This is a genomic window from Pseudoalteromonas sp. SCSIO 43201, assembly GCF_023716725.1.
Classification (GTDB): domain Bacteria; phylum Pseudomonadota; class Gammaproteobacteria; order Enterobacterales; family Alteromonadaceae; genus Pseudoalteromonas; species Pseudoalteromonas peptidolytica.
Map to the genome: position 1 here is coordinate 3,878,115 of NZ_CP072683.1, position 26,240 is coordinate 3,904,354.

Annotated in this window: 21 protein-coding genes; 4 read left to right on the forward strand and 17 right to left on the reverse strand. The window is 40.9% G+C overall.

Going from position 1 to position 26,240, the window contains the following annotated elements:
* Positions 1-66: 66 nt before the first annotated feature.
* Positions 67-1,398 carry an N-succinylarginine dihydrolase gene (astB, locus tag J8Z24_RS16640; protein ID WP_176033046.1) on the reverse strand — a complete coding sequence of 444 codons (1,332 nt, stop codon included), beginning with the start codon at positions 1,396-1,398 and terminating at the stop codon, positions 67-69.
* A 521-nt stretch (positions 1,399-1,919) separates the two neighbouring features.
* A complete protein-coding gene (locus J8Z24_RS16645; RefSeq protein ID WP_147388744.1) occupies positions 1,920-4,019 on the reverse strand; it encodes a winged helix-turn-helix domain-containing protein in 2,100 nt (699 codons plus the stop codon).
* Positions 4,020-4,279: 260 nt separating this feature from the next.
* On the opposite strand from J8Z24_RS16645, the gene J8Z24_RS16650 reads away from it, so the two are divergent.
* The 3 genes from J8Z24_RS16650 (at position 4,280) to J8Z24_RS16660 (ending at position 5,708) form a co-directional block, all read left to right on the forward strand.
* Positions 4,280-4,471 carry a hypothetical protein gene (locus tag J8Z24_RS16650; RefSeq protein WP_147388745.1) on the forward strand — a complete coding sequence of 64 codons (192 nt, stop codon included), beginning with the start codon at positions 4,280-4,282 and terminating at the stop codon, positions 4,469-4,471.
* A 23-nt stretch (positions 4,472-4,494) separates the two neighbouring features.
* Entirely contained in the window at positions 4,495-5,259 is a 765-nt protein-coding gene (locus tag J8Z24_RS16655) for a 4'-phosphopantetheinyl transferase family protein (RefSeq protein ID WP_161972750.1), read from the forward strand.
* A 62-nt stretch (positions 5,260-5,321) separates the two neighbouring features.
* Positions 5,322-5,708, forward strand: coding sequence for a hypothetical protein (locus J8Z24_RS16660; RefSeq protein WP_252095056.1), 387 nt, complete (start codon positions 5,322-5,324; stop codon positions 5,706-5,708).
* A gap of 236 nt (positions 5,709-5,944) precedes the next feature.
* On the opposite strand, the gene J8Z24_RS16665 is transcribed toward J8Z24_RS16660, so the two are convergent.
* The 5 genes from J8Z24_RS16665 to J8Z24_RS16685 all read right to left on the reverse strand — a co-directional run bounded on the left by J8Z24_RS16665 (position 5,945) and on the right by J8Z24_RS16685 (position 13,869).
* A complete protein-coding gene (locus J8Z24_RS16665) occupies positions 5,945-8,032 on the reverse strand; it encodes a winged helix-turn-helix domain-containing protein (RefSeq protein ID WP_252095057.1) in 2,088 nt (695 codons plus the stop codon).
* A gap of 143 nt (positions 8,033-8,175) precedes the next feature.
* Positions 8,176-8,715 carry a hypothetical protein gene (locus tag J8Z24_RS16670; RefSeq protein ID WP_128732785.1) on the reverse strand — a complete coding sequence of 180 codons (540 nt, stop codon included), beginning with the start codon at positions 8,713-8,715 and terminating at the stop codon, positions 8,176-8,178.
* 10 nt (positions 8,716-8,725) lie between these two features.
* Positions 8,726-8,908, reverse strand: coding sequence for a hypothetical protein (locus J8Z24_RS16675; protein WP_128732786.1), 183 nt, complete (start codon positions 8,906-8,908; stop codon positions 8,726-8,728).
* Between the two features lie 617 nt (positions 8,909-9,525).
* The gene (locus tag J8Z24_RS16680; RefSeq protein ID WP_176033042.1) at positions 9,526-12,654 is read right to left on the reverse strand and encodes a lantibiotic dehydratase; all 3,129 of its coding nucleotides are present in this window, start codon (positions 12,652-12,654) and stop codon (positions 9,526-9,528) included.
* Between the two features lie 9 nt (positions 12,655-12,663).
* Positions 12,664-13,869 (reverse strand): lanthionine synthetase C family protein, encoded by a 1,206-nt coding sequence (locus J8Z24_RS16685; protein ID WP_252095058.1) that lies wholly within the window; start codon positions 13,867-13,869, stop codon positions 12,664-12,666.
* Between the two features lie 400 nt (positions 13,870-14,269).
* Here J8Z24_RS16685 and J8Z24_RS16690 point away from each other — a divergent pair, with 400 nt between their 5' ends.
* Positions 14,270-14,470, forward strand: coding sequence for a hypothetical protein (locus tag J8Z24_RS16690; protein WP_128732789.1), 201 nt, complete (start codon positions 14,270-14,272; stop codon positions 14,468-14,470).
* A 58-nt stretch (positions 14,471-14,528) separates the two neighbouring features.
* Here the strand turns inward: J8Z24_RS16690 and J8Z24_RS16695 are convergent, their stop codons facing one another.
* The 10 genes from J8Z24_RS16695 to glmU all read right to left on the reverse strand — a co-directional run bounded on the left by J8Z24_RS16695 (position 14,529) and on the right by glmU (position 25,940).
* Positions 14,529-15,278 carry an outer membrane lipoprotein-sorting protein gene (locus tag J8Z24_RS16695; protein WP_252095059.1) on the reverse strand — a complete coding sequence of 250 codons (750 nt, stop codon included), beginning with the start codon at positions 15,276-15,278 and terminating at the stop codon, positions 14,529-14,531.
* Complete coding sequence (locus J8Z24_RS16700; RefSeq protein WP_252095060.1) at positions 15,271-16,485, reverse strand: ABC transporter permease; 1,215 nt, start codon at positions 16,483-16,485, stop codon at positions 15,271-15,273. The genes J8Z24_RS16695 and J8Z24_RS16700 overlap by 8 nt, the downstream gene beginning before the upstream one ends.
* Positions 16,485-17,180 carry an ABC transporter ATP-binding protein gene (locus tag J8Z24_RS16705; RefSeq protein ID WP_252095061.1) on the reverse strand — a complete coding sequence of 232 codons (696 nt, stop codon included), beginning with the start codon at positions 17,178-17,180 and terminating at the stop codon, positions 16,485-16,487. The genes J8Z24_RS16700 and J8Z24_RS16705 overlap by 1 nt, the downstream gene beginning before the upstream one ends.
* On the reverse strand, positions 17,180-17,710 hold the full coding sequence (locus J8Z24_RS16710) for a hypothetical protein (RefSeq protein WP_128732793.1): 531 nt from the start codon (positions 17,708-17,710) through the stop codon (positions 17,180-17,182). The genes J8Z24_RS16705 and J8Z24_RS16710 overlap by 1 nt, the downstream gene beginning before the upstream one ends.
* A 236-nt stretch (positions 17,711-17,946) precedes the next feature.
* Complete coding sequence (locus J8Z24_RS16715; protein ID WP_252095062.1) at positions 17,947-18,717, reverse strand: LytR/AlgR family response regulator transcription factor; 771 nt, start codon at positions 18,715-18,717, stop codon at positions 17,947-17,949.
* Positions 18,701-19,723 (reverse strand): sensor histidine kinase, encoded by a 1,023-nt coding sequence (locus J8Z24_RS16720; protein WP_252095063.1) that lies wholly within the window; start codon positions 19,721-19,723, stop codon positions 18,701-18,703. Before J8Z24_RS16720 ends, J8Z24_RS16715 begins: the two co-directional genes overlap by 17 nt.
* Before the next feature lie 26 nt (positions 19,724-19,749).
* Complete coding sequence (locus tag J8Z24_RS16725; protein WP_252095064.1) at positions 19,750-20,892, reverse strand: hypothetical protein; 1,143 nt, start codon at positions 20,890-20,892, stop codon at positions 19,750-19,752.
* Positions 20,893-21,020: 128 nt separating this feature from the next.
* On the reverse strand, positions 21,021-23,165 hold the full coding sequence (locus tag J8Z24_RS16730) for a peptidase domain-containing ABC transporter (protein WP_128732334.1): 2,145 nt from the start codon (positions 23,163-23,165) through the stop codon (positions 21,021-21,023).
* Positions 23,166-23,182: 17 nt separating this feature from the next.
* Positions 23,183-24,427 carry an HlyD family secretion protein gene (locus J8Z24_RS16735; protein WP_125250817.1) on the reverse strand — a complete coding sequence of 415 codons (1,245 nt, stop codon included), beginning with the start codon at positions 24,425-24,427 and terminating at the stop codon, positions 23,183-23,185.
* A gap of 154 nt (positions 24,428-24,581) precedes the next feature.
* Positions 24,582-25,940, reverse strand: a complete 1,359-nt coding sequence (glmU, locus tag J8Z24_RS16740) for a bifunctional UDP-N-acetylglucosamine diphosphorylase/glucosamine-1-phosphate N-acetyltransferase GlmU (protein ID WP_176033035.1) — start codon at positions 25,938-25,940, stop codon at positions 24,582-24,584.
* Positions 25,941-26,240: the final 300 nt, after the last annotated feature.

The following is a 26,240-nucleotide window of genomic DNA, read 5'->3' on the forward strand; positions in this document are numbered from 1 at the left end:
ATTGATAAATAATGATTAATTAAATTTGTATGTGATATAGCACTCCCCAATGAGTGCCATATCTTTTTATATTTCGCTCTGCTGAAAAAAATAAAGCGAATTTAAATCTAAAATTTGCGACAAGTTATCCAATGCTTCACAGCTTTCTACATATAGATTAGGGTCAGCTAAATCTTCTACACTAAGCTGATCTCTATAGTATTTTTCAATCCACTGACGAAGCTGTGCATACAGTTCAGGTGTCAGGATAACCCCTGAATGCACCGCCGCGAGCTCTCTTTCTGTCAGCTGTACACGCAAACGTAAACAAGCTGGCCCACCTCCATTTAACATGCTTTGCCTAAGATCGACATAATGTATCGACTTCACAGGGTTATCAGAGGTGATAATGCTATCCAAAAATTGTTTAACTGTTGGTTCCATACTGCATTCAATCGGAGCGATTAATGCCATATGTTCACTATTTATAGAAATAAGCTGAGAATTAAACATATACGTTTTCAAAGCCAAGTCTAGGCTGATCACTTCTGAAGGTACGCAGATAGGGTAAAAGTTTGACCTACCCCCAAAATATTCGGCTATCTTTGTTGTCAATTCATCATGGTGTATATAAGCCATTTCATGATAGAGAAAAACATTTTTATTATTTACAGCAATAGTATCGTTGTGGAAAAAACCTTTTGACACAACTTCAGGGTTTTGCATTAAGTGGATGGTTGTATCTGAGTTTAACTGATGTAATCTCCGGATACTTTCATGCGCTTGACGCGACTGTCTACCTTCATTCTCCGCAACCGTTGCACATTGGTTATGAACGAATACGTTTAAACCAGCGTCACCATACTCATTGCAAAATCGCAGTTGGTTTGCAGCGCCTTCATCTTTAAATAACTCAGCAGGAGGCAATGCTGGATGGTGCACGAATTTATCACTATCTTTAAAAATCTTCTTTAGTGCTAACTCTGTACCTTCTACTTCTAAACTCCGATGAAACTTAGATGCAAGGTTAGCAGCCGTAATGTGTAGCTTACCATCACTCGTGTCAGAGCTGGGAGAAATTGTAGCGCTATTGGCGGCCCACATTGATGACGATGAATAACATAGGCTCAGTAGTTGTGGCTCTATTTTGGAAACTTTATCAATGATATGGTGCTCACTTCCCGTAAAGCCACACCGTCTTAGCATGCTAATATCAGGCCTCAGCTGAGGCGGAAGTATCCCTTGTGTTAAACCACTATCCATCAACAACTTCATTTTTTCTAACCCTTGTAAGGCAGCTAATTTTGGGTTGGATATGCGTCCTTTATTAAATTGTGAAGCGCGATTTCCTGATGATAAACCCGAAAAGTTGTGACTTGGGCCGACCAAGCCGTCAAAATTTACTTCTATTGTTTTCATTATTTTTCCTGTAAATAGTGAACTGATACAGCCTACTGTTCATTGTGTTTCCGACTTACTTAACCAAATGTTCTATCCGCAGATAGTGAAATTTTGTTAATAACATTGAAACCACTAAGGTTTCCTGGTCCGTGCACATAAAGCACAACTTTTCGTTTTGGTTACACTTAATACCTGCACTTTTGCTAACTATCGCCTCTTTGGTATCCAACCATAGCGCTAGAGGCGTTAAATTCACTTCCAATAGCCGAGTTATTGACCCATAAATTTTCCTCGGTATCCCTAAACTAGGTAAATAATTAAGGTGAGCGATAAAGCATTCAATTAGCTCATTCCTTACATAAACCTCAGGTCAGGTGCGAGATTTTATCTTTTTTGGCGTCAGCCTTAGTTTCTCAAATTTATTGCACATTAAATGAAAGTGCTATGATGCGTCACCATGTTGCGTGAACAACACATCTCACACGTGAGACATTCATCTATTTTGTTCAGCAATTAACAAAAGAGGAAAACCGTACATACTAGCGTAACCTTTCAGCCATCACGATGTCAGACTCAACCTCTGTCATATTATTTGTATAAATAACATATTTCCCATCAAATGAAACGCTAAATCCTTTATCGACTTCACCTTTGATATTAGCAAATTGCTCTAGCTCATCATTTTCAGTATCAAACCGAAAGACAATAAACCCGTCTTTGGTATTTTCTTTATAGTAAAGGTACTTTCCTAATATTTGAAACCCGCCAGTATTCAATAGATCAATATCGGGGATCACTAACTCTTCGTTACCGACATCGATAGCGGTTCGCCAGAGCCCTTTCGCTCTAAACTTACTAAAATAAAGATACTTCCCGTCATCACTTTCGATGCCATAATACCCTCCTTTATCTGTTACTTGCTCAACTTGATTGTCGCCTACCTTATATATCTGCCAATCCAATTTATGGTCGGAAGACAGGTAATACGAACGACCTTCTCGAGCTACATCACTGAATGCGTAATAAGGTTGGTATAACTCAGTCACTTCATGCTCGCCAGTGTTTGCATTCACTGAGTATATATCTTGTTCGAATAAAAATAAAACTTTTGAATCATCTGCTGACCAAACTAAGCCTGTTGGGCGCACTTCTTCAGGTAACTTACTCGTAGAAATCACCTTACCTTGCATATTAACAACAAACACTTGCGGTGAACCATTACGATTGGAGACGAACGCAAGTAACCCTGTCTTGTTGGCAAACCTAGGGCTATAGTCGTCCCTAGAAGTGTTGAGGGTTTTAAGTAGCGCAGTTGGCACATCCTTATTATGTGAGAAAACTTCTAAATCTCTCCCTTTTATCGATTCCACCATGAATAGCAGCTTGTTATCATCAGCGAATATCTGTGGGTGCTTTATCGGAAAAGAAGCTCGATATGCAGAATGTTGTTTCGTAGTTAATAAATCAAAATAATCAAAGGAGTACTTGCTACTGGAAAACAGCGGATAACCGGCTTCGGTTAGCGTAAAATATTTGATTAATCTATCTTTTTTAAATAAGTGCGTTATCTCTTGTTTGAGAGGATCTAAGCTATAAAAATCAGTGCTCTTCTTCCAATGCTCGTTGCGGAGAAAATATAACAGACCTAAGTCATATGAATAGTTTAAACGGTAATCTCCAAAGCCACTAACGATTGGATTAGTTACTTGTACTTTTCGTCCAGTATTTAGGTTTAACTGAAAGATTGCCGCGGGCTCAGTTAGGTATGGTTTTTCATTAAAGTAGATAAGTTCGATTTTCTTATCCCAAGCAAAATCCATAGCATGGCTGAATAGTTCACAAGTATAAACGCTTTCTTCACTCCAAGTACTTTCACGCAAGCCAGCTATATAGATTTCACAAAAATCCTCTCCTATTCTATGAAATATAATTTTATCACTGGAAAATGACCATGCTGGAGCCGTAAATTCAGAAACGTCTAAGATGCGATGTACAATTTCCCTAGAAGATGACAACGATATATTGATATCCCACCTTTTCTCATCAAGGTTGAAAGATAAGTAACTAATAAACTTCCCATCCGGTGAAGCTCTAGGTGTTTTCTCAGGCCCCTCTAAACTAGTGACCGGGTGCATACCTTGAAACTTTAACGGCTTCTCTACAACATGGTTCTCTTTAACAATGGATAAGGTATCTGCGCTATAAAACACCACCAAAATAACAACAAGTGCAAATATCAATACGACTGATACCTTGATCAGTTTGATATTATTCGTACTCGTTGCCGATGTATGGCTCGTAGTTTCAGTTACCTCTTCTTTATTGCAGATCGAAACATATACCTGCTTGGGGATACGGTAACCGCGCTTGGAGATAGTTTCAATATATATTGGAATACTCTGATCTTGAGAAAGCACCTTTCTTAGTTTTGCGATACAAGATGTCACCGCATGATCACTGACGACCATACCATCCCATACACTTTCTATTAGAGCATCCTTAGACATGATATTACCCTGATTTTTAGCCAGGCATACCAATAAGTCCATCGTTTTGGGCTCTAGTTTAAATGTCTCATCGTGGATCTGCACAACGAGATCATCAACAAAGACATCCCAATTCCCACACTTAATTTCCATCGCAAACAATACCTTTACCAGAAGATTTTGTTTCCTTTTTTCTCACCGCTTTAATGCCAGCAAGAAAAAAAGCTTTAAATTCAATACCGTGACAATTCCGCGAGATTATAAATAGCTATTCCCACGATTTAAAAGTAAGAACCAAAAACATTCCGAGAGTTTTAATCATCCTACCTTGAGTACCTTGAAATGGAGCTTTAGAGAGCGACCTGAAGCCTAGTTAAACAATTCAACTATGTTCCATTATTAAGGATTAACACATGAAAAACGTAACAAAAAAATTAGCAGTAATCTTAGCAACAACTCTACTTTCTTTTAATACATATGCGAGTGAAGCTAACACAACAAACAACGACCAAGAATTACAAGCAGCTTTGCTTAGCGACTTATATACATTGGCATACTGTCGCATCGTTGATAAGTGCGAACCTTCAATTTCAAAAGATCAGTAGTTCTTTTGAATATGGAGATGCTTATGCAACAGTTACATTTTCACAACCGTAAAATATCAGAAAGCCATTGTATAAACAATGCCTTTATAGAAGCCACTGAGTCGTATACTTTACCACATTTAAAGGACATACAGCTTTATAAGTGCCAATTTAACAGTGATAACTTTAGCTCAATGCAGTTTGATGAATTAGGTATCGAGTTTCCTGAATCACTTCACTCAGCGGTAAAAAGTCGCCAAAGTGAATTTTTAGCAGGCCGTTTTTGTGCATCGCAAGCTGTAAAATCTCTAAACAGGAGTTGTAAGCAAATACCTATTGGAGAAAACAGACAACCAATTTGGCCTGAAGGACTTCTAGGCTCTATCTCTCATGTTGATACAAGTGCTATCTGTGCCGCAGCAATTGAAAGTGAGTACGAATACTTAGGAATCGATATAGAACACTGGATGAAAGAAGATATATCAAATGAAATCAGAGACTTAGTAATTTCACAAGAAGAGGAATTAGCCTTTAAACATAGTAATTTTAATGACTCCGATCTAGTGACATTACTATTTTCTGCTAAAGAGAGTTTATTTAAAGCTATCTATAAATATGTGGAAAAATACTTTGGCTTTGATGCGGCAAAGTTAGTCATGTTAGACACTGAAAAACACTTGCTAGAGCTGGAAATAGTTGAAGATTTATCCGATAAGATCCGAGCAGGTAGTAAATTTACTTGCCACTTTGTACTCCATGAAGAGAGTGTTTTTACCATAGTTTGCGGGAATTTAGACGTTAAGATATGAATAGTAAAAAAGAAGACTCTAATACTGAAATTATTATCAAACTACGAAAGAAAGCAATAACAATGAACCAAGTATCGTCAATACAAAGCAACCATCAAGGCATACAGCTAGGTGTAATAGAAGATAAAATTGCAAATAAAATTATCCGACGTGATATTAGCATAGAGGCAATTAAGACACTTTTTCCGCTACAAAATGGGATCCTTGTAGGTAAAGGTGTTGCCTTAAATACAGCACAGAGAAACACCAAGCAGTGGCATCACATCAATCAGGAGATCATGCGCTTGATAAACTCATCAACACAGCAGACCTGTACTGTCTTAGGTGCCAATGCAACCGGAGAGTATAAGTTGATTTGCGGATATGAAAAACTCTTCAAATGGGTATTCAACAAAGGACGCTTAGCACTTTGTGAAGTGTATGTCGTAGAAAATAATATAAACCGTTGATTTAAAAGGATAGAAAATGAAAATAGGGTGTACCATTGGCTAATGCGTAAAACACTTACAAGAACAAAAGATGAGTGCACAAGCACAGACAAAAAGCAAATACTAGATACTATGGTAGTCGCCAATTCATAGCAACTATCAACGAGCAGTTATTTTTAAGTTTTGATAATTCACATGATTTCTTGGATAACATTACGTAGTCATACGGTAATACATGTTGCTAGTAAAGATTTATCTTAGTGTCCAACTCGGCTAATATCTGCATAAATTAGTGAGTTTGAAGATACACTAACAATATCTAGAACCAGCTTTGAGCTACTATCAACAATGTGAATATCATTAATAAACATGTTCTTAGAAAGTTCTGATGAAATGAGTTTGGGCTGAGAACTATCCAATTCGAGTTCGTATTTAAATATGTTTTTTCCATCCGAGTGGAATAGTTCGCCTTCCTTTAACGCAAAAGAGTCTTTAAAGTAGCTTTTTGTAATATTGGCAACATTTTTAGTGCTCCCATCACTCTGTTTAATCCATACACTGCCCTCTACATCAATATAAACATAGCTGCCGTTTTTGTAAGGAGAAAACCAACTAACCTTATCTAGAGGTAAGAGAATCATCTTCATCGCATTTAGGTCATAGAGAAAAGCTTGATTTTGTCTTAGCTTGTCGTTCTTTAGTAGGCCATAAACAACGCTATCACTTTTGAATCCGATACTTATTGGATGATTTTTTAGCGCTATATCTGCTTTCAACTCTCTAGTTATCAGGTCATAGACTTTGAACGAATCTTTATATAGTAACAGTAGCTTTTGTGACCTCTCATCAAGATCAAAGTCTAGAGCACCTCCTACCTCCCAAGGCGTGTCCTTATCTATTTCAGGCCCACTAACTATTAATTGTTTTAAACCATTATTATACCTTTTGAGATAAGCGCTGAACTGACCTTTATGGACCGCTTTAAACTCATCTTCCGCACTCACGTGTAAAGGACTGAGTTTCCAATCTTCTAAATCGAAGTTATAAATATCAAAAGAATACGGAACACTCACAGCTATGATCTTATTATTACTTAAGTTATATGCCAATGAATAAGCGCTTTTCTTTTCTAATTCTTCAACTTTGGATACTGAAAGCTTACTCAATGAAAAGTAAACTAAAGTTTGATCTATGTTATCAAACCACGATATCGAGTTGCTCTCTTTGTCGTAGCTAACTCTCCATATTCTACCTTCTGTTTTATATAAGCTTTTCACCTCCGTGCCCTCGATATCAGTCACCATTAATTCGGTAAAACCAAACTGAACTCGTTCAAAATATACCTTTTTGGCTAACTCATCGAAGTAAAGAAAGTTATCCCCAAATGAACTAAGACTCGGCGAGGTAATTTGATATTCGTCACCAGATTTTATGTCTCTGATAACGACTGTAGATAAGTTATTATTGTTTCTGTAACCAAATTTAGAATAAATTATTGTTTCGTCACTTATTCCGACCATGACGCGCTGTCGCTCGTCACAGTTCATTATAAACTTTTGAGATCTTTCTTTGTCCTCTAAGTCTATTTTCCAAATTTCACATTGGTTGTCTTTAATCTTTTTGACGAAAAGCTCACTCGACTTTAATGACCAGCCGGAAGGAGAAAGATTAACGTTTGGGTGGGCAAGCTTATTTTCTTGATTCGTCACTAGGTCTCTGACGATAACACTAGAAAACTCCTCTCCCTCTGCCGTAAATTCAAAAGCAAGAAACCGTTCAGAAGGATGTATGATAATTGAGTTATAGCTACCTTCAAGCCAAGAAATCGTTTTTTCATCAACACTAACTTCTCTCACATCTACTCCCTGTTTCTCGAATGAGATAAAGACAGATGCTAAACCCGCAAGTAACATGGTGAATAAAAAGTAGAAAATGAATATTCGGTGGTTAGATGTTTTTTTTGGCGGCTTATCTTGAGAGCGAGACTCTGAGACGTTTTCAAAGTAAATAATTTCGGGTTCGAGAAAAAAACTATAACCCTTGCTGTAGTGTGTTTTGATTACTGTGCTTTGCTGCTTATTTGAGCGTAAAATTTTTCTTAACTCAGACATCGCACGATTGATGGCGTTGTCATCAACGTAACGTTGACACCAAACATTTTCAGCAAGGTCTTGCCGAGTTACAACAGCCTCATGATTAACAATAAAGTAACAAAGTAGTTTAAAGATAAGCGGCTCTAATTCTCTGGCTACTTCACCATCAAATATTCTTTGTGACTTGGGGTCTAAAACCCATTCACCAAATCGAACTTCTGTAACTTTCCTTGAAAAACTAACTTCGTTCATTATTTACTTTTTGCTATAAATACCCACAGAGTTATTCTACCCGATAAGAACAATAACTCAATAGTAACACAGCGCAAAAGACTATTAGTTTAAAAAACCACCAAACAACAAAGAAAACAATATATTAACTAACGCAACAAATATCATACGCAACCATGGTTATCCTCCTTGATATTTATACCAATTTTTGATTGCCATTCAAATGAAGCATCGTTAGCTACAAATGTATAATTTCCTTTTTCTTTACTCTGGATCACGATATTTGCAGACATTCCCCTATTACACAACGTTACTAATTGTCCAACCTTAAAACTTTCATCAGCGTTATCTGGCATCCTGATAACGCCATAAATTGTTTTGCTTTTCAGTTTCATAAGTAAATCTCCAGAGTTAAACCTTTGTTGAGCAAGACTATGCTGCCTTGTCCATTTGACTAAACTCGGAGATGTAGCAACTATTTTCTTTTCTTCATTTTTTTCATTGAGATATTTAATTAGAATATCCCCTTCAAAAACCTCTACATTTTCCGACGCTAAAAACTCAAAGTCTATTGCATTCTCATACGCATATACGAGTTCGATTCTAGGTGGCTCTACCTCAATAATGATGGATGGTGAAGTAGAAGCAGAAGCCATCAAAGAATACGCCGTGAACCCTCCAAATAATGTTTTTCTTACATTCATTGCTAGACTTCTAAAGCTGAGGCTTTGTTAAAGAGTTGGAGTGATACGGATCAGGCTCAGGTTGACTGATATGTGACGTAGTCTTAATACCATCAGTATTACCACCTGCAATCTTTTTAGTCATCGATCCATCGATATGAGCTTTATCGTTTAACTGTTTTAAGTTTTTCTTTATAAGTTTTAATTTAAGCATGACGTCTACACCTTTTATTTATGTTTATTTTTGTAGTTTTAGTCTCAATCAGCCTTGAACCTTTATGAGAGCCATTAAAGAGTACAAACAAAGTGTAAAAAATGGTAATTATCAATCCTTAGAAAGGCTTAAGCTAATGATACTTATGCTTTTATTCTGGTTTCAAGATAATGTTTAATATGATTTCTTTGGTGAGTTTATACAGCAATATTAATGAATATTTGCAAAAGTTAGGTTGTGTTATCAGCTTATTGTTGTGACCCTCTAACGCAACACATATTGGAACAAGCTCTATCACTACAAAAAGCATTCAGCTTAAGCTGCAAACAACTATTCCCTTTTTAATCACTGGTGTGAGCGCTAACGGTGTTGGGAACACCTTCAGTAACCAGCAGGAGTAAAGTAAAATTCATCATTACCGCAAGGTTCTCTGACTAGGCAAATTAAAGTAAATTTTGAAAAGTAATTGATTAACTGACTTTTTATCCAGCCTCAAGTTATCATCATTGAACTAGTATTGCTAAAGCTCACTTTGATTCATAGTGAAGGTAAAGCACCAACATGGTGCTTTACCTAGTGAAAAATACGAGAGAGTTGCGGCTAGACTTCCCTCTAATCTACAGACTTTTAGACTCAGAAAAATATTTTCTTCTTAGCATATCGTGGATCACAAACTCTTGCTCTCGGCCATATGCTTTGAACATACGGTTATTGTGCATATGCAGCAACGAGCTAAGCAATGAGTCCGTACTCAAATTCAGTTCACCGCTGCGCTCAAGCTCGAGGATCTCTTTTATCACCGGCTCAGCCTGTTTTTGCCAAGCTTCCAAAAGCGCTAAAATAGCTTGCTGGGTTTCATCACACTGAGCAAGTTGCGACACCTGTAACTTCACAAAGTCATCATCGAGTTGCGTTTGATGATCACGATAACGGTTCCCCAGCTGCTTTCTTAGCATGCTATTTTCATTGAACTCTTTGCCAAAGCCTGCCCTTAACGAGGAAATAAGGTTAAGCTTGCGCTCGGCATCATAGTCAAATAGCGAGAGTAATCTATCAGTACAAGCCAATGCGACACGCCAGCGAATATCTTCTCCAAACTCTTCGACTAATTGGCAGCTTTTGGCAATGAGTATACTGTCGAACATAAATAAGTTCTCAACTAACACCATAGACTGTGGACCGCCATAGCGTTCGACTTCTCGTTCATAAGTCATTAGCTCCACTTTGTGAAGTTGCGAGCTTTCGATCATTGGCGCCAGCAGCTGATTAAGCTTTGGCAGTAGCTCTCCACAAAGTACTTCTGGCTGACCATAAAAACGCAATCGTATATGCCAATCAGGATCGCCATAGCGAATGAAGAACCACTTCTCAAATAACGCGCTATTTTCTTCAATCAATGGTACTAGTTGTTCATATAGTAGCTGTTCGACAATCGTATTACCGGAATAAATCTTTAAACTCAGCCACTCTGAACCTGCACTAAAGCGCCGCGAAATAGGTGTTGCGGTAATATTTTCTAGCGGCTTTTCAATATAATGGCGATATGGTTTTGCTGTCTCTGTAAATAAAGGAACAATGATTTCATTGGCGTAGTGCCGACCTTGCTTATCGGTCACGCGGGACGTAAAGCGTGAAGTGAGTACTTCACTTAGTTCGACCACAGTGCGCCCTTTTGTCTCCATTAGCAGAATTTCGACCATGCTACTTTGATTTAAGTTCAAGGTGAGAATGTTGTCTCCAGCAGCAAAGCTTACCCAATCATCAAGGAGATACTGTGCTTTTAATTGTGCGAGTTTAGCACTATCTACTTGCTGGTTAACTAATATCGCCTCTAGTGCTTTACGTTCAACTCGCCACGTTTTTTCTTTTAAGATCAGGTTGTCCAGCATAATACGAGGTAAATAAGCTGCGCTACTCAAATTAGCTGGCATCGAAAACCTTGGAGGATCGGTTTCTTGATACTGCATCATACACAAGAATTTATAGGCACTGAGGCTTCTTGCTGAGAAGTTATGTGCACTCGAAAGCCTTGGGATCACTCGCTTATTTAGACGTTTACTCCAAAGTTTAACTTGTCTATTTTCCACCCATACATAAAGATCATGCAGAGGAATTTGGTATTCAGGGTCTAATACACTGTCCGCCATAAATACAATTTCGTATTGACGTAAGTGTGGTCGAGCGATGACGTTACCAGGACGTCCTTCAGGAACATGGACAATTTCGGCAAAAATTACGTCATCGCTATGGTTATGTTCTTGCGCTAAATGTGCGACTACCGACTTGTTTAACGTGTCATCTAGGTGACAAAAACGACCTAACAAGTTAGCCGCCGAAGGGCCATAGCAGCCATTTAGTTTGACTACTGAGTTTGACTTTTCGTCCTCAAAAAGGCTCAGCATAACCGCCATTGAGTAGGGGAATTGATAGTCGACCTTATTTTTTACTCGCTGTTTTAACTCACTGCTTTTTAGCACGATACAGTCTTTACCTAAATTACTGGGCATAGACACGGCTTGCTCAATAATAAAGTCCAACTCAGATTGGGTTTGCGTAGATGTCTGGTTACTGTTTGCTTTACCCAGCTGTAACCCCCCCACCAGCGGCGCATCATAGCCAGTCTCAGTTGAAACACTAATACCTGATTCGTCATCTAGTACCACATCTAATGGCACAAACTGCCCTTCAAATCGAGTGTTAAACTGATTGATAAACTTCTCTAGCGGATTATTTTGGCTCGTTTGACTCAAGCTTGTGATCAGCTGTAACTGCTTGGTGACTCTGCTCACCTCTTGTTGAGATAATTCGCACTCAATAAATGCACGATAAGTATCTGACTGAAAGAGTTTATTTTCCTGAACTTTGATGGGGAGTTCTGACAAGTAACGATAAATGTCATGATACTGTTGCGGACTTGCTTCCCCAGCTTCGTCCATTGCAGCCAAATCAGTAATGGCTTGTGATAATTTAGTTGTAATAGTTTCTGGTGCAAACTGCTGTAGCGCCTTTAAAAGTGCAGTGTCAGGGCTTTCACCCGTAAGCGGTAAAGGGATATTAGGCACAAGTACCCCTTCATCTATCAATGCTTCGAGATACTGAGTGACTTCCTCATACTCAGCATCAGGATAACGCAACTTAAATTGCTCAACTAACTGTGAAAAGCTCAGACCTTGCTTCGCCAAATCAAGCATCGTATTGAAATACTCGTCACTATCCACAGCGCTTAAACGATACTGCATCGCATCATCGGATAAATAAGTTTCAATATATCGGCATTGATCGGCAATAAAGTAATGTGACGGATTTGGGTGATACTGTAAGTTGTCTGATTTTGCTTCAGTGTCAGCAAGGTGTGAGCGTATTGCTGACAATAAGAACATGTCTAGGCGTGTTTTTCGTGTATCACGCTGTGCACTGTCACTGACTAAACGTGTTTCAGTACCTAGTTTGCCGGTATGGATCCCTGAAAACAATCCAAATGGTGTAGGCCTAGAAGACATACGTATTAAATATCGTAATAAGGCTAAGGCAACTTTTTTGCCTTGCTTGGAATGTGGCTTTTCACGCCATTGGTCCAACCGCTCCACCAATGACGGACTCGCCACATAGAGCGCTTCCATCACCCCAGGGGTTGCAAGCCATTGGCTTAGCATAAGGTTACTGTCTTGCTGATCAAATAATGTTTCAACTGGCAGCTTTGGTGCCCTTAATACAAAAAAAGAGTCTGTTGTTATTTTTGCTGACATCGTTATTCCTTAACTCATTAAGAGACAATCAGTCCAATCCAAGTTGTCGTCTAGCGCGCCGATGAGCGCAAGACCAATTCCGGCATAGCCCATTAAAAAACTAAAGTCTTGCTGATGATCTTGATCAACACCATTAAATGAATATAGTGCTTTAAGACCGCTTTCTTCATACTTGGCAAGGCCATAATCAAGCCATGTTTGCGCTGCTTGTAGTAATTTTGGATGTGGCATTTCTTGATTTAGGCGCTGATAAATTGTCACCAAACCAAAAAAGCCATGACAAAGGCCAGCATCATTAATATGACCTTGCTCTGCATCTCTGTCGACATTAAAAAGCGCAATCTCTAGCGCACGATCAAGATAACTGGGTTTATCCAAAGCATGCCCAGCTCTGGCCAAGGTCAGTGCAATGGTTAAATCACCGTAACACCAACCTAAACGAGATTCATGCTTGTCGCCAGCACAAGAACCAAAACAAGCAGCCCTATCTGTGGCATGCGTTTGTTGCTCTAGCAACCAATCACAGCTGTTGATAATCAAGGTTTGAGCGCGTGACTTGGTCTTCTCATCTTGTAATGCTGGAAGTAACGCAGCAATAATACCGGGTACACCGTGCGCAAGTCCCAAGTTAAATTCAGGTGCCGTCGTATCATCCTTATCAAATCGAAATACCGACTGTGCAGGTTGAGACCAAGCGGTGTGTTGCTCATTGATGTTAACAGCTAACGACTCATAACCAGTCACAACTCTGTCTAATAAAACGGTCTGAGTGGTTTGTTTTGCTCTTCTGGCAATGTAAGGAGAATATCCACCCAGCCCGAGTACCATTTCTACTTCCCCCGTCCACGGGGTGAAATCTAGAGCTGCAGCAAAAAAGCTATCAATTTCTTCGAGTAATTCGGGGTCGTACTCTTCGCTGTTAGACTGGTTCAGATACTCTAAAAGCCAGGCTTGACCTGCAAGCCCTGAGCTCAATTCGGGCGTTTGTTCAGCCAGCTCATTTTGCAGCCGCTCAAGAGCCTGATGAAACTGCACTTCATCGACCCAATCGTCACAGCACTCTGATGCACGATACAAAAATAATAAGTGGCCAGCCAATCCACTGAGTAGCCCATTACTCATAACACTTGTAAGATCGGATTCGACTAACTTCACCAAATCACCAATAAGAGTTTGTATTTTATGTTTTTTTTCTGAATCTACTGGGAGTAACATGGTTGTCCTTGTTAACACACTATGGTGGTTTTATTTGTCTTTACTATAGGTAAGTTAACCTGTTATGTGAATAAACTCAAATGCTGATTCTAACCACATAACTCACACCATACATACAAAAAAAACCAAAATTAAACATAAAGAACAAAATTAAAAAAACAAATCAAAAGTGTTGACAAACCCCAAATGAGGGACTAGTTTAATTTTTGACCACTCAAGTTTGAGTGATTAAAAAGGATATTTACAAAAGGATTTTTCATCTACTTAACTTGGGTTTGGATAGGGTATGTATTTTCAGGCTCGCCTTATACGATGGCTTTATCTAGCCAAAGTACGTTTTTATTAGGCGAAGTAATAACTATTTCAAATCTAGGTTGCTAATTTTGGTAAGGAAAAACACATGAAATTACAATTAAACAAAAAAAATATTAAAGCACTTTCAAATGATGGTAAGTCAGTACCAGCAGCGATGACACCGCAAGTTGTTGGTGGAAATATGCAACCACTTTCACCTGTTGGTAGTAACTATTGTAGTGATGATTACAACTGTTGGACAGGTCGACCTCGCTCATGCCGCGAGCACACTTGTCAAATGCCATAATAGGTAACTGTATATACAAGTAGAGGTAATCCTCTACTTGTATTTAACCTCAGGTGATTTAAAAGCGTAAATCGTTGCGGATCAGTATTTGCGGGTTAAAGAATTTTTCTGCAAGAGTTATCGCTTCAAAATCTTGATACTCCACTTGGGTCATTTTATTACGCTGTACCTTATCTCTGATCAGCATGCTGCCCACCCGATCGCCTCGCGCCGTAAAGTTGACCGTTTTAGCCAAACGTCCTGAATTTAAAAACATCTCTGCCTGCTTTGGAAAAAAGTTCTCTTTAGCCACTAACAGCTTGATGGTCTGATAACTCACCTTCTCATGCTTTGCTTGCAATGTCATTTCTATACCTTGCGCGTTATGATGATGTGCGATGACTTGATAATCATCACTCCAGCGCATGGTAGCGATATCTCCAATTGCAGCCTCGCCGAGGAGCTTTTGCATCGGAGTGATCCGAATTGGGCGTCTACTTTTTGGTAAAAACATCCAGTAATCATTACCCTTCATCAGTACTTTTTGGCCTAGCTCAGACTTACTTTTATAAATAACTAATGCACGCTGTTGTGACTGAGTATAAACGTCAAATTCACGGACTGTTAGAAGTTGCTCAGCTTCATACTGACTCACCTTAATCGCTACTTTCGCATTGTCATATTTACTACGAAATTGATCCGCTTTATTCAGAGCATCGGCTATAGCTTGTTTGCTAAGCGCTTGCTCACTCTCCTGCTCTTGCGCCCAACTAGTATTACTGGCACTCAATAACATCAACAACATGGCTAAAATAACTGAGTTAAACATGACTTAATGCCTCCACAATCGTATTTTTACAACCTTGATGTGCAGCTCTAAGTGCTGCCAACACCGAAATAACCAAAATTGCCACCGCACTCATCAACGCGATATGCCATGAGAATAACACCACCAGAGGATACCCCTGCTCACTACCAGGAGGGGGAGGCATCTCGATACCTAACATCATAATGACTAGACTTACTAGCCATGCAGCCACAACTCCAATCACCACGCCGATAAGTGCAATAGTGACCGCCTCCAGAGTAAAGTTGCGTAAAATTTCAGATTGATATACCCCAAGCGCTCTTAATGTGCCAATCTCTCGGGTACGCTCGGCAACAGATAGCGTCATCGTATTCGACACTGCAAACAGCACTAACAACACCAGCATGACTCCAAGCAAACCAAATATACGGTTATACAGTGACTGAACAGATTGATAGTAAAACGCTTTATCCCACCAAGGTGTATAAGCATAATCCTGTTCAAGCTGCTGATAGTGAGACATCGTTTCTGCTGTAGCCGCTAAGTCAAACAAATAGACTGACAGTGAACTTATTGTTGCTGTATTAAGTAGAGCTTGTGCTTGATCTAACGCGGCATAGAGCTGACGCTTATCAAGTTCTGGGATCCCGGTGGTGTAGATCCCTATCACTTCGAAATCAACGGCATTCAAGGCACCACTTGTCGTTGTGGTCATCAACGTGACGACATCACCTATGGAGACCTTTAGGCTTTTTGCCAGCCCCTTCGCCAACAACAATTGTGGTAGCGCCTGAGGATCGGTGTACGATGATAATAACCGCCCCTCCAACAAACTGAAGATTGGCCCTTTGACCATAAACTCTTCACTGTCTACTCCAAGACCCATAAATATTAAGCTTTTATCACCGTTTGAAGCCAAACCACTAAACTTCACTCGAGGTAATGCAGCTTTTACCGCTTCATCAGCATTCAGCGCAGTATGTAGTGAGCTAATATCTCCAAGCCCATATTGCAAAGGCGTGTCTTCCTCTAACTCATGGTCTTGATGCGTCACAATAAAGTTTCCCTCATCTCGCGCTGCTTTTTCTGCGAGTGATTGATAAGTAAACAACGCAAAACCAGAGGTTGTTAATATGGCAACCATCGCCACCGCTATGATAGTCACCGCCAATATTGAGCGGCGCATATTTCTAATTACATTTAACAAAGCAAAGTAACACCAGCGCATTATCCAGCCCTCCAAAACGAGTTTGTCGTAGTCACTTGTTGTAATTCACCATCTTGTAAATTGAATCGACGAGAAAAGCGATGTAGCATCCTGTCGTCATGGGTTGCCATTAAAAAAGTCGTGCCATACTGCTGACCTAGCGCCGCCATCATGTCCATAACCAGGTTCGCGGTGGTGGTATCCAAATTTGCGGTCGGTTCATCTGCTATCACTAACTTTGGTCGCTTTACCAGTGCTCTTGCGATAGCAACTCGTTGCTGCTGGCCACCAGAAAGCTGATCAGGTCGTTTATTAATATGGTCTTTTAATCCTACCTGTACTGCCATTTTCGCAGCCAGTTCCAGCCGTTGTGCACTGGGCATATTTAACATCATCAGTGGCAGCTCTATGTTTTCTAATACCGTCATCACCGGCACTAAGTTGTATCGCTGGAAGATAAACCCAATATGTGCTCGGCGTATTTGTGTTAATGAATCTGCACACTTAGGAACAATTTGACCATCTAAGGACAACTCCCCTTGGTAATCGCTATCTAACAGGCCGCAAATGTTTAATAGGGTTGATTTTCCGCTACCTGACGGCCCACACAATGCCACGGACTCACCAACATTAATCTCTGCCGATACCTCTTGAAGTGCAGTATGTGGCTGACCATTATCATTATAAGTTTTATGGATCTGTGTAAATTTCAGCATTATTCACCTGCCAGCTCAGAGTCTAGTAACGCCGTGTATTGCTGAAACTTTTGCTTATTTTGGAGACGCTTCGCCCCTGCGATGGCGCATCGTATGGCTTGGCGCTCTGTCGGTGCGGCTGCTATTACCTGATCGAGTAGAAACATCCCTTGCTGATGCCGGTGTAAAGTCTCTGGTAATCTGACAAAAGTACATCCAGCAACGATAGCAATTTGCTTTTGCGCTTGTTGCGGTAATGTTTGTCCTTGTTTTAGCGCTTTCGCTACTGTACTTGCACCACGTTCAGCTTGTTGCAATTTTTGCCAAGGAGAATCTATAAACTGTGCTTTTGCTGCTTGTAAGCTGCCAAGAAGCGCCAATGTAAGTGGGCTTTGGGCTTGCTTATATACTTGCTGCAATTGTGCTATTGCGGTTTGATTTTGTAATTTATCGCCTTGTATGCCTTGGCGATAAACCGCACTGACATCGATATTCGCAAACGCTGATGTACTTGCTATTACACCCAATATTAATAGTATTTTTGTTTTCACTTTGTATGTCCTCACCTGCTGTTGATGAGGTCAGTGTATGTGGTTTACACAGGGCGGTGGGGTTGAAGTGATAAAGTGTAAAAAAAGCGGATAAATGGCAATATTGGCCGACAAGTGTATTGTTCGCTTTTACGTTGTGGGTAACAAGACAAGCTAGACACTTAGGTTCGGCCGTATAATCACTAGAGAAGAAGCTGTGCCAAACCGAGGTTGGCACATGTTAGCAGGGTGTTTGCTCACATTTGTTTAAATAAGCTTTGATATTTTCGGCTCACTGCCAGCTGCGTGGGTTCATTTTTCAGGTGCACATGTACATGACCTAACTCGTCTCTTTCGACCTTATCAATTTGGCTTACCCTAACAATACAATTGCGGTGGATCCGCCAAAAGTGCTCCGCTGCTAAGCGGGTTTCTAATTCGCTGATCGGTGTCTTTATCAAATACTTCTCACCGGCACTCGACACTTCCGTATATTTATTATCGGCAATAAAATAATCCACGGCATTAATATCTAGCATGTGTATCGAGCCACCTTTATTGGCGCGGATCCATTTCAAATAATCATTCGCTGTTGGCGGCGTTAATGAGGCCAACAACTGTTGGAGCTGCACCTGTTGCGAGCTTGCTTGCAATAGCCGCTGTTTTATTCGTTCGATGGTCTTTTGTAGCCTGTCATTACTGATGGGCTTAAGTACGTAGTCTAATGCTTGATGTTCAAATGCTGAAATAGCATATTCATCATAAGCGGTCACAAACACAATAAGCGGCCGGTGCGTAGCTTGCTGATTAATCAAAGCTGCCACTTCTAAACCAGTTTTTGCTGGCATATTAATATCGAGAAATAACACGTCCGGTTGTAGTGTTTCGCTAAGAGCCAGCGCTTCCTCACCGTTGGCAGCTTGCGCAATGATATTAAGTTCAGGCCAAGTTTCTGCTAATTTTGCTTGTAAATGCGCGCGTAAGATCGCTTCGTCATCGGCAATAACGGCTTTATACTGCTGAGCCATTGAAAGGTACCTCCAGTTTTACCAAAAATGTTTCTTGTTGTTGTGAAATGTCGATATAGCCACTTCCTTGATAAATCTGTTGTAACCTACATTTTATATTATCAAGCGCTACTCCGTTGCCCGACTTTTGACTCCCCTCAGCAAGCATACTATTTTCGATAACGATGAGTAGGCGTGTACTGTCTTGGGATAGCAAACGTATGGTTATTTTTCCTCCATACGGTAGTTGCTCAATACCATGGATCACCGCATTTTCAATCAAAGGCTGCAATAACATGGGAGGAAATTGTGTTGCTAAAGAGACAGTGTCGGCAACGGTTATCTCAGTATCCAGTCGCTCGCCAAGCCGTACCGCTTGAATAGCTAAATATGCCCTGATAAATGCCAACTCATCTTCAAGTGAGACCCAAGCACGGCGAGCATGAGTAAGACTTTGCCTAAGTAACGCAGTCAAGGCATTGAGCATATCATTGGCTTGTTTAGGATCGATGTCTATCAGCGCTTGAATGGTGGCAAGAGTATTAAATAAAAAATGTGGCTCCATTTGTGACTGTAATAGCTTAAGCTCAGTCTCAGCGAGCACCTTTTCATGTTTTGCTTGGTCAAGCTCAGCTTGCAATAGCGCTTTTTTCAGTGCCATGGTTTGCTCAGTGCGGTAATAAACAAAACTAATCACCACAGTAAAAAAGCCTCCCATAGCCACTATGCCTATGTATTGGCGCAAATTATGTTGATAAACAGTTTGTGCCCATCCCATTAATAAAGGCGCGCTTCCCCACAAAACAAGCGCGATAAAGATAGCGCTGACAAACTGTACAGATAGAGGCATATTGGTATAGTTTTTACTTAACCAATAACGTGTTAACCGGATTGTAAAACCAATCCCAACAGAAACGAATAAGCTAATTGATAAATACGCTGACCACCCCATTAGGTAGATAAGCACACCTATCATGCAGCAAATAGTAAATAACAGGCCATGACGACGCAGTAAATTTACCGACAATGATGATCCCAACATAATGATTGTTATTATAATTTTATCTCAAGGCTCAAATAAGCCACCTGCTGCTGACCTAATTGACCATAAATACTAAGCGCGCTTCCCAAATAACGGCGAGCACCGGCGCAGAACTGACGTCCCTGAATTTGAGAGTAACATAACTTACCATCGATAAACATACTGCTATCTTGGGGGTTGAGCACTGCCGTAAAACTCGGTTGCCAAGATTTATCATGGCCTCGCACATGCAGCATCAAATTATGTTGAAACAAGTTTTGTGTCGCATAGTGGCCTCGTAGTGAGGCACTTCCCATCTCCAAGACTTGACGCCATTGATGTTGCTTTGGTGCACGACCATCAAACCAGTACTCTGCAATGATGTTCACCCCCGCCATCATGCTGTGATTTACCCCAATCAGTGCCTGCAAACTATTTTCATGCCAAGTAGTTTGTGTCCACGCGTTATTCAACCCACGTTTAAATGTCGGAGATTGATAACGAGATTGCCACAATAACGAGCCATATAAAGCGGTTGCCTCACGCAACACAGTAACTGCACTGCCTCCAACTCGCCACCCCATACGACGGTCAAAATGCGCGATAAACTGAGATTCAACATTATCAAAATAATGATAATATCGACCGCCACAACCTAACGATGATGTTGTGGCTCGCCCTTTGTCTAAATATAACCGCTTGCTTTCATTACATAATAAGCTGACATTACCGCGCTGTGTAAAATAATCTCCAGCCACTACATAACTACCTGGAGGAACCGCTGTATACAGCGCGAGGGACTTAGTCGGCGAAAACAGGTCCAAAGGACGAAAACCATAACCTACTCCCCAATCGACTTTCTTTTTACCTACAGAGCCAAACCACTGAGCTAACGAGAAGTCGTAATAGGCTTCTGAAATCGTAAATTTTGTTTCAGTGCGCTGCTGTTTAGTCATACTAAAGGTGGTCGCCACCCTCACACCGCCCGCTTCATAATCCACGTCTAAAGCAGCAAACGATAAATGAGCATCTATCGTTTTAAAGAATTGACTATGATCAGCCTGGCTATATTGTTGCTGGGCTCGTAACGTAGTATTGAGCTGCGCACCAGCAAAAGCCGGATTTAGTAGACTAAGCGTTAGTATCAGAAAAAAGCATCGTTGGTATATATACATCGTTATTACCTCCAAGTTGATGGAGGTAAAATAACGCTGTAGCAGGTGTATTTGTGATCTAACCGACGAAAGGGCAATAACTCGGATAAATGGTTACCAAGCAAGATAAAGCGAGCACGGCGCTCGCATTATTCAGAGTCGGTCGTTGAGGTGTGCTCCTCATCCTCATGGTGCTCAGGTTTTTTCAGCTTTATCTCTCTATCTGCCGAGGCAATGGTTTCCTTGCGGTGTGCGATGATCACCCGAGTGATTTTCAAGCGCGAGACGGCATCATTAATATCTTCTTCCAGTCCAGTATCTAGATGACTTGTGGCCTCGTCCATAAATAAAATTTTTGGATCTTTATATAAGGCGCGAGCGAGAATGATCCGCTGCTTTTGACCGCCAGATAAACTCGACCCCATATCACCAATCAAGCTGTCATAACCCATTGGCATTTCACTAATATCGTCATGAATTGCGGCAAGTTGAGCACAGTGCACTACCTTTTCCATATTAATTGGGGAATCAAAAAACGCGATATTGTCTGCAACAGTGCCTGATAACAGCTCATCATCTTGCATCACCGCAGCTATTTGTTGGCGATATTGTCTTGCACCGATTTGACTCAGTGGCACACCATCAACCACTATTTCACCGCTTGAGGGCTTATTCAATCCAAGCATCAGCTTGAGTAATGTCGACTTACCACAACCTGAAGGCCCAGTGATTGCCACTGACTCCCCCGCATGAACCGTTAAATTTAGTTTATCAATGACGTTTGGCGTTGCATCCGAATAGGAAAATGAGACATTTTTCACCTCGATTTTGCCTTCAATATTCAGTTTTCGATACTGATCTGGCTGTAACTCTTCTTTGTCGGTTAGTGCAATGTCAGCAATACGGTCGAAGTGCAAACCAAGCATCTTAAACTCAATTAACTTCTCAATAAGGTTTGCGGTTTTATCCATAAATTGGCGTTTATACGACATAAAAGCAAATAGCATCCCTGTACTAAACCCACCAGCAATCACCAAATGCGCGGCAAGGTAAACAACGATGATATTTTCAATCCCAAACAATGCCCGGTTGATAGCATCATAGCCAATTTTAAAGTTACCCAGACGTATATTATGATTAATTGCACTGGCATAGCGGTTTTGCCATTGCCCTTCTCGTTTTACCTCAGAGCCAAATAACTTGATGGTTTGGATCCCGCGTACCGTTTCCATGAAGTTTGAGTTTTCTTCTGCGCGCGCCATGATCTCCTGCTCGCTAATATTACGAAACGGCTTATACATGGCTATCCGGATTGCGGCATAGGCAATTACAGCGACTAGTACAACGGCGGATAACATCGGACTATAAAAGAAAATCATCGCCAATGTGATCACTGCCATTAAGCCATCAATAATGGCTTCTATCACCCCGGTGGTAAGTAACTGTTTGACCTGTTGTAATGAGCTAAATCGAGAAACCACATCTCCCATATGACGCTTTTCAAAGTAGGAAATAGGTAATCGCACTAGGTGATGAAACAGATTGGCACCCAACTGAATATTCATTTGGTTACCGAAATGCAGTAATGTAAAACCCCGCAGTGCATTCGTCGCGATTTCAAACACTAGCACCAAGAAAAAGCCAACGGCAAGTACTGTAAGCAGCGAGGTATCTCCGGTGAGAATAACATCATCTATCACCAACTGAATATAATACGGTGCTGCGAGCGTAAACACTTGCAACAAAATAGACAGCATAAAAATCAGCAGCAAAGAGCGCTTCAGTCCAGTGATCCGGCTCCAAAAATCAGAAAACCTTAGGCTTGCTTTTTTCTCTTTCTTTTCAAACTCTTTTGTTGGGGTAAGCTCAAGCGCAACACCGGTAAAATGCTTCGAAGCTTCTTCCATTGTGTAAGTTTTTTCACCACCGGCAGGGTCATGTATCACGATGCGCTTTTCATTTGCTTTTTTGAGCACCACAAAGTGATTCATATCCCAATGTAAAATGGCTGGCGCTTGCAAAGCATCAAGATCTTCTAGTTCAATTCGCAGTGGCCGTGAAGTTAAATGTAGCTTTTCAGCAAAGTGCATAATATCAAGCAGCGTACAGCCTTCTATTGAGATGCTAAAGCGTTGTCTAAGGCGTGTTAAGTCAGTGTGATGACCATGATACCCAGCGACCATTGCAAGGCTCGCTAGACCACATTCAGCAGCCTCAGACTGGATGATCACAGGTAAAGATTTTCGAGACCAGAACTCTAATTTACTGGCTGCGCCTTCATGTTCCATTTCCATATCAACCCTTCTACTACTTATAACTGGCCTTTAATACTAAACACTGGATCAAACAACCAACGCAACAATGACCGCTCTTCCACCACAATATCAGCATCTAATGTCATCCCTGCTCGCAAAGCCGTGTCTTTGCCATAAGCCTTAACCGCTTGCTCGTTAAGCGCAATCACTACCCGATAGGCAGGCTCTTGAATAATACCCGGCATATTGGTTTCTTCTGGTAAAATAACACTATTGCTCAGCTCAACTATCTTACCCTTATAAATACCAAACTTTTCATAAGGGAACGCATGATACCTAAGCTTAGTTTCTTGCCCCGCTTTGATAAAACCAAATGCCGATGTTGGAATATAGACTATCGCTTGCATGTCACTATGCTCGGGAATAATAGTCAGTAAGTGCTGCCCCATTGACACATTTTTACCCAGCTTTGCCAGTAACCCTGTTACCACTCCTGCTTGAGTTGCTCGGATCTCACCGAGTCGCGCTTGTTCGATAGAAGAGATTTGAATAAGTAAATCAGCTTGCTGGGATTGTAGTTGGGAAATTCGATTCTGATGCTCAATCGGTAGTTTGGCCAATTGGTTGCTAATGTTTTTCAGTTGCGACTCAAGCGCAATACGTTCAGAGCGGATCGAAGAAGACTGCTGCTTTAATGACAGCAAGGTGTCTTTTTGACGCTGTAACTCAAGTTCGGAGATATAACCCGTCCCCTTAAGGGTAGCGATTTGGGTGACCAACTCTTGATTAAGCAACAACCGCTCTTGAAAGGTACTCGCTTGGCTTTCAAGCTCTTTTAGTTTTTCTTTTGCCGTGTTCTCTTGCTGGCGCAACTCTGCTATATCTAATTGATATTGCTCACGCAGTTGCTCAATTTGCTGAAGTAAATTTTGTTGTTGAAAGCGATATTGATTGAGTAAAGCTTGGTTTAACTCGGTTGCTTCAGTGCTGTGCTTTGCCGAAGCGATACGCAGCAGCGGCTGCCCAGCAACGACCTTTTCACCTTCTTTGACCAGTACCTCTGAGACCACCCCTTGTTGCATCGCACCAACACGCAGCAGCCCTCCACTGGGCTCAATCACGCCAGATACACTTTCCTTTCTGGTATAGCTACCGTTTGACAAAAACACGAGACTCAAAATAACCACCGCTAAAATAAGCAATCCAAGTGTTTTAAAAACAGGTGGTTGAACTAAGCTGATCGTGCCCTCTAAGCGGTGCTGTTTATGCTCTAACACCTCGCGGCGAAATAAATTTTCCATAGCACTTATCGGGTAATATTATTGTTAATATTTTTTTATTGAAAATACAATGTACCACGAGTGGTTACAGAAAGGAATGAAATAAGGCAAGTCACGCTTGCCTTATTGTTTTCACTGATAATTTAATCCTATCTCTATGATAGTTCGGATTAAATTACTTTTTCTTTGGGCGCTTCCAGCCATCCATATTACGTTGCTTACCTCTGGCTACTGCTAACTGTTTCTCTTTGACTGTCGCAGTGATCACAGAGCCGGCACCAATCGTGGCGGTACTGCCAATTTCCACGGGTGCCACTAACGAGGAGTTAGAGCCAATAAACGCATTATCACCAATGATGGTTTTGGATTTATTAACACCGTCATAGTTACAAGTAATGGTACCGGCGCCAATATTTACTTTTTCACCAACATCAGCATCACCAAGGTAGGTTAAATGATTGGCCTTTGAACCTTTGCCCAAACGAGATTTTTTCATCTCAACAAAGTTACCAATATGCGAATCTTCCTCCATTATTGCACCTGGGCGAAGCCGTGCAAATGGTCCTAAGGTACATTTATCGGCTACTTGCGCATCTTCGATAAGTGTGTTGGCTTTAATCACAACATTATTACCAATTTTACAGTTTTTAAGTACGCAATTGGGACCGATCACCACATCATCACCAAGCTCAACACGACCTTCAAAGACAACATTTACGTCAATTTTTACGTCTTCTCCTGTCGTTACTTGGCCCCGTACATCAATGCGCGCAGGATCCGCAAGGCTTGCACCATTAAGCATCAATGTTGTTGCTTGCCAAGCTTGGTAAGCGCGCTCCAGTGCCGCCAGTTGAACGCGGTTGTTTGCCCCTTCAACTTCCATTTTATCGTCAGGCTGTGCTGAGGTTATCTCTACACCCTCAGAATGTGCCATAGCAACAATGTCTGTTAAGTAGTATTCGCCTTGTGCATTATTGTTCGATAATTGCCCTAACCACTTTTTCAACAACTTGCCGTTAGCAGCCATGATCCCTGTATTAATTTCAGTGATCGCTAGCTGCTCGTCTGACGCATCTTTTTGCTCCACGATGCCAACCAACTTACCATTTTCTCTCAGCATGCGCCCATACCCTGTGGGGTTTGCCAAGTCCACAGTCAACACGGCAAGACCATTGTCAGGTGTGACATCAAGCAATCTTTGTAAGGTGCTTTTTTTTGTCAGTGGAACATCACCGTATAAAATCAACACTTTATCATCATCAGCGATGTGCTCTTTTGCAACGGCAACAGCATGGCCGGTACCTAGCTGCTCTGCTTGATGTACCCAGTTCACTTGATTATGTGCAAGGGCAGCTTGTAATTGCTCAGCACCATGACCAAACACCAAATTTGTCGAGTGGGCCCCCAGTGAAACAGCATTATCAATAACATGCTGCACCATTGGCTTGCCCGCAATCGGGTGCAGAACTTTCGGTAATTTAGAGCGCATACGAGTACCTTTACCCGCAGCAAGAATAATTGTATTTAACGGCATGAACACAGGATCCTTTTTCTTGTGTCAAAAAACAAATGTACAGTTCAATACTCTTGCCTTTAATCCAACCACTTCATTGTGCATAGGAATACTGCGAACATAGCAGCAGACAATAAGTACATACTGAGTACTAAATTGTACGATATTGTAGCGAGGAATAATGAATAAGGTAAGTACTGACTCAAGTGTAATTTATTAAATAACCTGAGCTAGGATATCATCTATCGCTCACCGGTGGTTATTGCTTATCACGATGAGTATCAGTGTGAAGCAGAGCAACCTCAGGTATAAAAAAACCCA

Excerpts from the sequence above, each read along its gene's own strand:
- J8Z24_RS16655 (WP_161972750.1), top strand. The coding sequence starts at position 4,495 with ATGCAACAGTTACATTTTCACAACCGTAAAATATCAGAAAGCCATTGT.
- J8Z24_RS16725 (WP_252095064.1), bottom strand. The coding sequence starts at position 20,892 with ATGTATATATACCAACGATGCTTTTTTCTGATACTAACGCTTAGTCTA.
- J8Z24_RS16690 (WP_128732789.1), top strand. The coding sequence starts at position 14,270 with ATGAAATTACAATTAAACAAAAAAAATATTAAAGCACTTTCAAATGAT.
- J8Z24_RS16670 (WP_128732785.1), bottom strand. The coding sequence starts at position 8,715 with ATGAATGTAAGAAAAACATTATTTGGAGGGTTCACGGCGTATTCTTTG.
- J8Z24_RS16665 (WP_252095057.1), bottom strand. The coding sequence starts at position 8,032 with ATGAACGAAGTTAGTTTTTCAAGGAAAGTTACAGAAGTTCGATTTGGT.
- J8Z24_RS16685 (WP_252095058.1), bottom strand. The coding sequence starts at position 13,869 with ATGTTACTCCCAGTAGATTCAGAAAAAAAACATAAAATACAAACTCTT.
- J8Z24_RS16715 (WP_252095062.1), bottom strand. The coding sequence starts at position 18,717 with ATGGCTCAGCAGTATAAAGCCGTTATTGCCGATGACGAAGCGATCTTA.
- J8Z24_RS16650 (WP_147388745.1), top strand. The coding sequence starts at position 4,280 with ATGAAAAACGTAACAAAAAAATTAGCAGTAATCTTAGCAACAACTCTA.
- J8Z24_RS16675 (WP_128732786.1), bottom strand. The coding sequence starts at position 8,908 with ATGCTTAAATTAAAACTTATAAAGAAAAACTTAAAACAGTTAAACGAT.
- J8Z24_RS16695 (WP_252095059.1), bottom strand. The coding sequence starts at position 15,278 with ATGTTTAACTCAGTTATTTTAGCCATGTTGTTGATGTTATTGAGTGCC.
- J8Z24_RS16660 (WP_252095056.1), top strand. The coding sequence starts at position 5,322 with ATGAACCAAGTATCGTCAATACAAAGCAACCATCAAGGCATACAGCTA.
- J8Z24_RS16705 (WP_252095061.1), bottom strand. The coding sequence starts at position 17,180 with ATGCTGAAATTTACACAGATCCATAAAACTTATAATGATAATGGTCAG.
- J8Z24_RS16730 (WP_128732334.1), bottom strand. The coding sequence starts at position 23,165 with ATGGAAATGGAACATGAAGGCGCAGCCAGTAAATTAGAGTTCTGGTCT.
- J8Z24_RS16735 (WP_125250817.1), bottom strand. The coding sequence starts at position 24,427 with ATGGAAAATTTATTTCGCCGCGAGGTGTTAGAGCATAAACAGCACCGC.
- J8Z24_RS16700 (WP_252095060.1), bottom strand. The coding sequence starts at position 16,485 with ATGCGCTGGTGTTACTTTGCTTTGTTAAATGTAATTAGAAATATGCGC.
- astB (WP_176033046.1), bottom strand. The coding sequence starts at position 1,398 with ATGAAAACAATAGAAGTAAATTTTGACGGCTTGGTCGGCCCAAGTCAC.
- glmU (WP_176033035.1), bottom strand. The coding sequence starts at position 25,940 with ATGCCGTTAAATACAATTATTCTTGCTGCGGGTAAAGGTACTCGTATG.
- J8Z24_RS16680 (WP_176033042.1), bottom strand. The coding sequence starts at position 12,654 with ATGTCAGCAAAAATAACAACAGACTCTTTTTTTGTATTAAGGGCACCA.
- J8Z24_RS16645 (WP_147388744.1), bottom strand. The coding sequence starts at position 4,019 with ATGGAAATTAAGTGTGGGAATTGGGATGTCTTTGTTGATGATCTCGTT.